Origin of the sequence: Bifidobacterium sp. UTBIF-78 (assembly GCF_006408945.1) — a bacterium.
Taxonomy (GTDB): domain Bacteria; phylum Actinomycetota; class Actinomycetes; order Actinomycetales; family Bifidobacteriaceae; genus Bifidobacterium; species Bifidobacterium myosotis.
Genome location: NZ_JFAO01000036.1, coordinates 1 through 10,235, shown reverse-complemented (window position 1 = coordinate 10,235; position 10,235 = coordinate 1). Strand labels below are relative to the sequence as shown.

The 10,235-nt window shown below is 64.1% G+C and carries 7 protein-coding genes; 6 read left to right on the top strand and 1 reads right to left on the bottom strand.

Going from position 1 to position 10,235, the window contains the following annotated elements:
* The first annotated feature begins 263 nt into the window (after positions 1–263).
* The 4 genes from BG22_RS08360 to BG22_RS08345 all read left to right on the top strand — a co-directional run bounded on the left by BG22_RS08360 (position 264) and on the right by BG22_RS08345 (position 5,909).
* Positions 264–1,643, top strand: a complete 1,380-nt coding sequence (locus BG22_RS08360; RefSeq protein ID WP_140494771.1) for an MFS transporter — start codon at positions 264–266, stop codon at positions 1,641–1,643.
* Between the two features lie 477 nt (positions 1,644–2,120).
* Positions 2,121–2,876 carry a 4-hydroxy-tetrahydrodipicolinate reductase gene (gene dapB, locus BG22_RS08355; RefSeq protein ID WP_094667129.1) on the top strand — a complete coding sequence of 252 codons (756 nt, stop codon included), beginning with the start codon at positions 2,121–2,123 and terminating at the stop codon, positions 2,874–2,876.
* Positions 2,877–3,067: 191 nt separating this feature from the next.
* A complete protein-coding gene (gene dapA / locus BG22_RS08350; RefSeq protein WP_094667128.1) occupies positions 3,068–3,973 on the top strand; it encodes a 4-hydroxy-tetrahydrodipicolinate synthase in 906 nt (301 codons plus the stop codon).
* Positions 3,974–4,037: 64 nt separating this feature from the next.
* Complete coding sequence (locus tag BG22_RS08345; RefSeq protein ID WP_094667127.1) at positions 4,038–5,909, top strand: ribonuclease J; 1,872 nt, start codon at positions 4,038–4,040, stop codon at positions 5,907–5,909.
* A 49-nt stretch (positions 5,910–5,958) separates the two neighbouring features.
* Here BG22_RS08345 and BG22_RS10890 read toward each other — a convergent pair whose 3' ends face one another.
* Positions 5,959–6,135 (bottom strand): hypothetical protein, encoded by a 177-nt coding sequence (locus tag BG22_RS10890; RefSeq protein ID WP_158216935.1) that lies wholly within the window; start codon positions 6,133–6,135, stop codon positions 5,959–5,961.
* On the opposite strand from BG22_RS10890, the gene pepN reads away from it, so the two are divergent.
* Positions 6,134–8,743: an aminopeptidase N gene (gene pepN, locus BG22_RS08340; RefSeq protein WP_140494769.1), complete on the top strand. Its 2,610-nt coding sequence runs from the start codon at positions 6,134–6,136 to the stop codon at positions 8,741–8,743. The genes BG22_RS10890 and pepN overlap by 2 nt on opposite strands.
* Positions 8,744–9,040: 297 nt before the next feature.
* Positions 9,041–10,036, top strand: coding sequence for a sulfite exporter TauE/SafE family protein (locus BG22_RS08335; RefSeq protein ID WP_140494767.1), 996 nt, complete (start codon positions 9,041–9,043; stop codon positions 10,034–10,036).
* Positions 10,037–10,235 lie beyond the last annotated feature (199 nt).

The following is a 10,235-nucleotide window of genomic DNA, read 5'->3' as shown; positions in this document are numbered from 1 at the left end:
TCTGCGGACGCGATGATGCAGCCGCGATAGTGCTATCGCGAGATGCAGTCGCGATGACGAAATCGCGATAGCGACGAGCGACGATACGGCCCTGCGAGGCGTATGCGCATATGCGCGTATACGGACTCGTGGGGCTGCCGTCCTCCGTCTCGCCAAGGGTCCGCGGCTGAAACGCACCGCGTGACGTTGCTCGGGGACCGCTACCCTCGGATGGCATGTGTGGGCGGGCGCACATGCCGGAACGCACCCCAGTAAGGAGGATCATGTCTACGACCCGAACCATGACGGAGTCGTCCGCACATTCGCCGTACCAGCGCTTGTTCGCGCTGCCCGGCACCAAGGCGTTCTGCCTGTCCGGTGCCGTGGCGCGTTTGCCGATCTCCATGATGAGCCTCGGCATCGTGCTGGCGTTGAACCATATCTACGATAATTGGACCGTTGCCGGCACCATGAGCGCCGTCTACGTGCTTGCCATGTCCTGCGTCACGCCGTTCTACGCGCGTGCTTTCGATCGGTTCGGACAGGCCCGTGTAGGCCGCATCGCGCTTGCCGTGCAGCTTGCCGCGATGCTCTCGTTCGCGTTCGCGGCGCTGATGCGGGTGCCGATTCCGGTGTTGTTCGCATTGGCCGTCGTCATGGGGCTGACCCAGTTCTCCTTCGGCGCTCTGGTACGTACCCGGTGGTCATATGCCCTGCGTGGGGTTCCGGATGGCGAACAGCTGCTCAACACCGCCTACGCCATGGAAGCGGCCATCGATGAGGTCGTCTTCATCCTCGGTCCGATTCTGGCGGCGTGGCTGGCCACGTCGGTGCACCCCGTCTCCCAGCTGTTCGTGCCCACCCTGGCATGCGGCATCGGCGGCACCGTGTTCCTCTCGCTCAGATCCACGCAGCCTCCGGCCATGGTGGAGCAGATTGCGGTTTCGGCGGCATCCGTTGAATCCAAGGACGCGAAGGCGGCCATGCCGAATGGCTCCGCCACCCCTGCGGCCGGCGAGGAATCGCCCCAGGCAGGTTCCCCGGCCGCCGATCGGCTCACCCTTCGACAGCTCAGGCGCAGTGGCGCCAAACCGAAGAGCGTGCTGCTGTATGGCGGTGTGCTGCCGCTGCTCGCCGTATTCATCGTATTCAACATGAGCTTCACCTCGTTCGACGTGTCGATCACCGCCACGATGAAGGGCATGGGTCTGGAGCCGTTCCTGGGCTTGCAGCTGGCGATGTTCGCGCTCGGTTCCTGCATCGGCGCGTTGATTTTCGGCTCACGACAGCTCAAAGGCTCGCATTGGTGGCACATGGTCATGTTCCTCGCCCTGCTCACGGTCGGATACGCCTTCTTCCGCCTCACCATGGACCATCTGGTACTGCTCGGTGTGGTCGAGATCCTCTCCGGTCTGACCGTTTCGCCGTTGTTCGCCACCGGCAACCTCATCGTCAAGGATCTGGTGCCGCCGCAGTCCCTGACCGAAGGGTTGAGCTGGGTCACCACGGCCGGAACGGTCGGCACCTCGATCGGGTCGTCCGTGGCGGGCATCGTGCTCGACGCCGCCAGCCCGCATGTCGGCATGCTGCTGCCCTGCGCCTTCACCCTCGCTTCGGTGCCGTTGGCGTTGCTCGGCTGGCGGCTCTCCAAAAGACGGGGATAGGAGGATCGGCGAGGATAATTGGGAACCGGGTAACCGGGGATAGTCGGGTAACCGGGGATAGTCGGATATTCGAATAGCCGGGTAGTCAAGTAATTGGATAACCGGAATATCGGTAGCCGGGTAACCGAACAGCCGGAAGGCCGGTGCGTAGGTGATTAGCTGGTGTGTGGGCGATTGGCCGGTGCATGGGCGATTGGCCGGTGCGCGCATGAACGTGATGGCCGGTCGTCGCTCGTGACGGGATGTACGCGCATGAACGTGATAACCGGTAGTCGCCCGTGACGGGATGTACGCGCATGAACGTGAATGACCGGTCACCACCTGTGCCGAGATGTACACGCATCGGACAGTCCATTGGCCAAGGCGGATACGGGTGGTAGTCTGATTGCCGAATTGCCGGCGCCGGATACGATGGCGCTGAACAGCGGCGAACAACGAAATTACGTAGGCAACTGCATCAGCAGCAAGGGGGAGAATATGATCAAGGTCTCAGTGGTCGGCGCCAAGGGGCGTATGGGCTCGCATGTGGTCGAAGCGGTCACCAACGCGCCCGACACGCAGCTGGCGCTCGCGCTGGACGCCGGCGACGACCTGACCGCCGTCACCCCGGAGAACACCGACGTGGTGGTGGAGTTCACCGTGCCGAGCGTGAGCCTGACCAACGTGCTCGCGCTGATCGGTCAGGGCGTGGACGTGGTCGTCGGCACCACGGGTTGGACCGAGGAGAAGCTCGCCCAGGTGCGCGAGGCCCTCGCCTCCGGCCCCCGCCCGGACACCCAGAAGGTGTTCATCGCCCCCAACTTCGCCATTTCCGCCGTACTGGCCGACTACTTCGCGGTCAAGGCCGCCAAGTACTTCGAGTCCGCCGAGGTCATCGAACTGCACCACCCGACCAAGGTGGACGCCCCCTCCGGCACCGCCATCCACACCGCGCACGGCATCGCCGCGGCCCGCAAGGCCGCCGGCATGGCACCGATTCCGGACGCCACCGAGACGGACGGCGGTTCGCGTGGCCAGGTGATCGACGGCATCCATGTGCACGCGGTGCGTCTGCGCGGCCTCAACGCCCATGAGGAGGTGCTGTTCGGCAACGCGGGGGAGCAGCTGACCATCCGCGCCGACAGCTTCGACCGCACGAGCTTCATGCCCGGCGTGCTGTTGGCCGTGCGCAAGCTCGCCGGCGACGCCCCGGCGGGGCTGACGGTCGGCCTCGACCATTTCCTTGATCTGTAACCAATCGCCGGGGCTGGTTGCCAGGAACGATCACTGGGAACGATTGCCAGGAACAATCACTGGGAACGATCGCCAAGAACAATCGCAAGACACGATTGCCGGAACCGGCCCCGGGAATCCAATCGGTCCCATAATCATGGCTCATCACACAGAGCCTGCAAGAGTCCACAACGGGAAGTACGGTGAACACTATGAGCGAGCATGACATGCATCTTCTTGATCCTGCACCTTTCGGCCGCATTCTGCCGGCCATGGTAACCCCCATGAAAGCGGACGGTTCCATCGACTACGAGGCCGCGCAGAAGCTCGCCAAGCACCTCGTCGCCGATGGGGCGGACGGTCTGGTGGTCAACGGCACCACCGGCGAATCGCCCGTCACCCACATGGACGAGAAGGTCGAGCTGGTCCGCGCGGTCAAGGAGGTCGTCAGCGTCCCGGTGATTTCCGGCGCAGGCTCCAACGACACCGCGCACACCGTGCGCATGGTCGAACAGACCCAGGAAGCGGGCGCCGACGCGGTGCTCGTCGTCATGCCCTATTACTCCCGTCCCTCGCAGGACGGTGTCGTCGGTCACTACAAGGCCGTCGACGAATCCGCCGAGAAGCCGATCATCGTCTATGACGTCCCCGGCCGCACCGGCCTGAAGGTCAAGGTCGAAACATATGACCGACTGGCCGAACTCGAACACGTCAAGGCCGTCAAGGACGCCACCGGCGATCTTGCGGCCGCAGTGGAGAAGCAGCAGCGTACTGGCCTCGCCTGGTATTCCGGCGATGACGGCCTGTTCCTGCCGTTCCTCTCCATCGGCGCCGTCGGCATCATCTCCGTGATCGCCCACGTCGCCTCCAACCCCATGCAGCAGCTTGTTCAGGCGTTCGATCGTGGCGACATCACCACCGCCCGTCGTCTCGCCAACCAGCTCGCCCCGCTTGTCCACGCGCTCAACGGCGACGGCTATCAGGCCGTGATGGCCAAGGCCGCGCTCAAGGTCAAGGGATACATCCCCTCCACCACCATGCGTCTGCCGAACATCGGTCCCGACGCCACCCAGCTGGAGAAGGCCACCGAGGGCATGCGAGCAGCCGGCTTGCTGTGAACGGGTTGCCCGCCCGTCGCCTCTGAATGACGAAGCAGGGGCACAACAAGAAAACAATCAGGATATGGCAGAACAGAAGAACACTAACAGAAATTCCAATTCACGCCGTCGCGGCTCCGCACGCCGCGGCAACTCCAACGGTGCATCCTCCCGCACCTCGTCCCGTGGCGCCTCCCGCGGCACCACGTCCCGCAAGCCGGCGAACCAGCCGGCGACCGCGCCCCAGCAGGACGCCGTGCTGATCGCCCCGCCGAAGTACCGCAAGGGTTCCATGCGCATCACGCCGCTGGGCGGTCTGGGCGAGATCGGCCGCAACATGAACGTGATCGAATACAACGGTCACCTGTTGCTCATCGACTGCGGCGTGCTGTTCCCGGAGGAGGAGCAGCCCGGCGTTGACCTCATCCTGCCGGACTTCAGCTACATCAAGAACCGTCTGGACAAGGTCGATGCCCTCATCCTGACCCACGGCCACGAGGATCACATCGGCGGCGTGCCCTACCTGCTCAAGCTGCGTCCGGACATCCCGCTGATCGGCTCCAAGCTGACCCTCGCCTTCGTGGACGCCAAGTGCAAGGAGCACCACCAGAACCCCACCAAGGTGGAGGTTCAGGGCCGTGACCGTCTCAAGGTCGGTCCCTTCGAGCTCGAATTCGTCACCGTGACCCACTCGATTCCGGACGCGCTGGCCGTCTACGTCAAGACCCCGGCGGGCTCCCTTATCGATACTGGCGACATCAAGCTCGACCAGTTGCCGCTCGACCACAAGATCACCGATCTCGTGGAGTTCGGCAAGATCGGCGAAAAGGGCGTGGATCTGCTCATGATGGATTCCACGAACGCCGAGGTGCCGGGCTTCGTCAAGCCGGAGACCTCCATCGGCCCGGCGCTCGACCAGGCGTTCGCTCAGGCCACCCGCAAGATCATCGTCGCCAGCTTCTCCAGCCATGTGCACCGCGTGCAGCAGGTGGTGGACACCGCCCACAAGTACGGCCGCAAGGTGGTCTTCGTAGGCCGCTCCATGGTGCGCAACATGTCCATCGCCGCCGATCTGGGCTACCTGCACATCCCCGAAGGCACCGTGGTGGATCTCAAGCAGGCCAACGACATCCAGGACGACAAGCTCGTCTACATGTGCACCGGTTCGCAGGGCGAGCCGATGGCCGCCCTCGGCCGCATCGCCGACGGCAACCACCGCGACATCCACATCAACGAGTTCGACACCGTGATTCTGGCCAGCTCCCTGATTCCGGGCAACGAGCACGAGGTGTACAAGGTCATCAACAAGCTCGTCCAGCTCGGCGCCAAGGTGGTCAACCGCGACAACGCGGCGGTCCACGTCTCCGGCCACTGCAACGAGGGCGAGCTGCTGTACATGTACAACATCGTCAAGCCCAAGTGCGCCATGCCGATCCACGGCGAGAACCGTCATCTGGTGGCCAACGGCCTGATCGCCGTCAAGACCGGCGTGGACCCGCAGAACGTGGTCCTCGCCGAGGACGGCGACGTGGTGGACCTCTACCACGGCAAGGCCGCGGTCGTCGGCTCGGTGCCGTGCGGCTACGTGTACGTGGACGGCGACTCGGTGGGTGAGATCACCGACGAGGAGCTCGAGAAGCGCCGCATCCTCGGCACCGAGGGCTTCGTCTCCGCCTTCGTCGTGGTCGACACCGACAGCCACGAGGTGGTCACCGGCCCGAAGATCTTCCTCAACGCCGTGGCCGAGGACGAAAGCGAATTCGACAAGGTCCGCCATCAGATCGTCGAACAACTGAACGACGCGATGATGCAGGGCACGAAGGACACCTACAAGCTGCAGCAGATCATCCGCCGCACGCTGGGTGGCTGGGTGGCCCGCCAGCTGCATCGCAAGCCGATGATCGTGCCCGTCGTGGCCGATCTCGCACAGGACGTAGACGCCGTGGAACAGCAGTGATCCAGTGACCTGCTGAACCATGAGCCGACAGGCCCGGTGAATCCGCGAATCACTCAGTGTGATTCGGCGGAATCGCCGGGCCATCACCATGAAAACGCGCGGAAACGCGCCAAATCGAACCACAATCGAACCACAGCGAAACCAAACGCACCACAACCAAATCATCACGAGTCACCGGTCCGGTAACCCGGATCACCAGAGGACGACTATAAGGAGTATCAGTCATGCCCGGTTCCAATCTCACCCGCGTTGAGGCCGAGGAGCGCAAGGCCATCGTCGAGGCCCCCATCCATTACCACGTCACCCTCGATCTGACGGTCGGCGCGAAGAACTTCGGCTCCACGGCGCTGGTCTGCTTCAACGCCAAGCCCGGTTCCTCGACCTTCCTCGACCTGATCGCCGACGAAGTCACCTCCATCGAAATCAACGGCCGCACACTCGACCCGGCCACGGCCTTCGTGGACAACCGCATCGAGCTGACCGACCTCAAGGAGAAGAACGAGGTCACCGTCAAGGCGCTGTGCCGCTACTCCAACACCGGCGAGGGCCTGCACCGCAGCGTGGATCCGTCCGACGGCAACATCTACCTGTACTCCCAGTTCGAAGTGCCGGACGCCCGCCGCGTCTACGCCGTGTTCGACCAGCCCGACCTCAAGGCCACCTTCGATTTCAAGGTGCTCGCCCCGCAGAGCTGGCTCGTCACCTCCAACATGCCGGCCGCCACCGTCGAGGACGACCCGCGCGAGACCTTGGACGGCACCCTCGGCGACAAGCCGAACGAGTCCACCCGCCTGTGGTCCTTCGAGACCACCCCGGTGATGAGCTCCTACCTCACCGCCATCTGCGCCGGCCCGTACGCCGAGTGGCACACCGAATACCAGAATGAGGACGGTCGCGTCGTCCCGATGGCCCAGTACTGCCGCCAGTCCCTGGCCGAGGCGTTCGCCAAGGACGTGGACTACCTGTTCGACATCACCAAGAAGGGCTTCGCCTTCTACGCCAAGACCTGGGGCGTGCCTTACCCGTACGCCAAGTTCGACCAGATCTACGTGCCTGAATACAACGCGGGCGCCATGGAGAACATCGGCATGGTCACCATCCGCGACTCCTACGTGTTCGAGTCCAAGGTGACCGACGCGCTGGCCGAGCGCCGCGTCGTGACCGTGCTGCACGAGCTGGCCCACATGTGGTTCGGCGACTACGTGACCATGAAGTGGTGGAACGACCTGTGGCTCAACGAGTCCTTCGCCGAGTTCACCTCCACCCTCGCCACCGCCGAGGCCACCGAATGGCACGACGCCTGGGCCACCTTCTGCTCCGGCGAGAAGAGCTGGGCGCTGCGTCAGGACCAGCTGCCCACCACGCACCCGATCGTGGCGCCGATCAACGACCTCAACGACACGTATGTGAACTTCGACGGCATCACCTACGCCAAGGGCGCCTCCGTGCTGAAGCAGCTGGCGTTCTACGTGGGCCGCGAGCAGTTCTTCCAGGGCATCCACAACTACCTCATCAAGCACTCCTACTCCAACGCCACGCTCGCCGACCTGCTCGACGAGCTCGCGCAGACCTCCGGCCGCGACCTCAAGGCGTGGAGCGCCAAGTGGCTCGAGCAGTCCGGCATCAACACCATCGCCGCGGATATCGAGGAGAACGAGAACGGCACCATCGCCGAGCTCAAGCTCACCCAGACCGCCCCGGCCGACCATCCGATCCTGCGCCCGCACCGCCTCGCCATCGGCTTCTACAACGAGGACGAGGAGACCGGCAAGATCGTGCGCACCGAGCGTTTCGAGCTGGATGTGGACGGCGAGACCACCATCGTGGCCGAGGTGGAGGGCAAGCCGCGCCCGGCGATCGTGCTGGTCAACGACGAGGACCTCACGTACACCAAGATCCGTTTCGATGAAGACTCCCTCAAGTTCGCCGAGGCCAACCTGCACCGGTTTGACGACGCCCTGACCCGCGCCGTTACCTGGCTCGCCTTCTGGGACATGACCCGTGACGGCGAATTCCCGGCCGAGCGCTTCGTGGAGATGACCCTGCGACTGCTGGCCACCGAAACCGAGTCCACCACGTTCCGCTACGCGCTGGCCTGCATGAGCACCACCGCCCACCACTACGTGGCTCCGGACGCCCGCGAGGAGGTGCTGCGCCATGTGGCCGCCGAGCTGTGGAAGCTGGCGAACGCCGCCGAGGCCGGCTCGGACATGCAGTTCCAGCTCGCTACCGCGTACCTCGGCTACGGCGAGGAAGGCGACGCCGACTTCGCCGCCAACGCGCACGGTCTGCTGGACGGCACCGTGAGCCTGCCGGGCCTCGAGATCGACAACAACTTCACCTGGACCATTATCCAGTCCCTCACCTCGGTCAACGAGATGACGGACGCCGAGGTGGACGCCCAGCTGGCCAAGAAGGAGACCACCGAGAACCGCGAGTTCGCGTACGGTGCCCGTGCCTCCCGCGCCACCGCCGAGGCCAAGGCGTGGGCTTGGGATCAGGCCCTGCACAACGACGACCTGACCAACTCCCAGCTCGAGGCCGTGGCCCGTGGCTTCTCCGCCACGCCGCGTCCCGATCTGGCCGAGCCGTTCGCCGAGAAGTACTTCGAGACCGTGGACTGGATCTGGGCCAACAAGACCTACCACATGGCCGACGCCCTGCTCAACGGTCTGTATCCGGGCTACGCCGACCCGGCCACGCTGGTCTCGCTGGGTGACGCTTGGCTCGCCGCTCACGCCGATGCCGACAACGCCCTGAAGCGTCTGATCATCGAGAACGTGGCCTCCTCGCATCGTACGCTCAAGGTGCGCGGATACAACGCCGCGCTGTGACGGGTCTGCTTGTCTCGCTGAGCTGATTGGCTCCCCTCATGATTTGAGGGGAGCCTTTCGTTTTGCGCTGGGAGTTGTGGCTCGGCGCGTCGTGGCTCGGTACGTTGCGGCTCGAGGGAGCTTGCTTTGGGGTCTGCGTTGATTGTGCGGCGTCCACATATCAAGCAAAATCCCGCAGGATGTCCCAGCTGGCGTATTCTCGCTCAAGGCCGTTAGGAAAGTGTTAGGATTTCCGGCTCGTGTGGTATGGCGGATGCGCTGCGACGGGCTTGCGCACGCGGTCAGAAGGATGTTCGCATGATCGCGGGGTTTTCGATCGTCTCCCTATTCCTGATTCTGCTGGCCGGCATCGGCGCGGGATTCGTGGGATATGCGGTGGGTGCGTCCTCGCTGGTCTCCTATCCGGCGCTGTTGGCCTTCGGCATCCCACCGGTATTGGCGAACGCCTCGAATACGGTCGGCGTGATGGGCACCGGCATCGGCGGTGTGCTCGGCGCGCAGCGAGAGCTCGCGGGGCAGTCGGTGCGTGCGGTCGTCTATGTCGCCATCGGTGCGATCGGTGGGGTCATCGGTGCCTTCCTGCTGCTTGAACTTGACCCGTCGGTATTCGAATATGCGGCGCCGGCGCTGATTCTGTTCAGCTCGCTGGTCATCGCCGTCAATCCGCGTGGACGACTTGAGGCCAAGCAGGCCGCCGCCCGCGCCTCGGCGCAGTTGCGCGATGGTCGGCTGTCCGATTGTCCGGCCGGTTCTGGTCGTTCGGCCGGTCCTGCTCAGTCGTCTGACCCCAGTCATTCGTCTGGTTCCGGTCATTCGTCTGGTTCCGATTATCCGTCCGGTCCCGGTCAGGCGTCCGTTCAGTCGGCCGGTCCCGTTCAGTCGTCCGGTCAGACGCTCACCCAGTCGCTCGAACGTCCGGTGCAACCGCTCCGCCAGGATGCATGGTGGGTCTGGCTCGGCGTGTCCGCCGTCGCCGTCTACTCGGGATACTTCGGCGCGGGTGCCGGCACCTGCGCGCTGGCCATGCTTGATGTCGCGAAAATCGGACCGTTCCACAAGATCAACGCGCTGAAGATGCTTATCGGCATCGGCGCGAACATCACCGCATCGGTGGTGTTCATCGTCAGGGGAGCGGTGGACTGGCCGGCCGCCATCATGCTGTGCATCGGATGCTTCATCGGCGGATACATCGCGCCTCCCATCACCCGTCGCGTCCCCGCACGCATCATGCGCGCCGCCGCGGTACTCGCCGGCATCGTGCTCACCATCGACTTGGCGCTGAAGACCTACTAACGGCTTGTCCTGCAATTGTGTCCCCTCTGACGATGGGCTGGCCGAAGTGAATGCATGGCGGGGTTCTTCGGTTTACGTCTGTCAAGCGCCGTGGCATCACATGATTAGGAGCCGTAGGGGCTTCGATACGACTCCACAGTGGCTCGGGATTCGGGACGCAAGTGCAAAATCGAATCTGCGTTTCCGTCCCACTTGGATT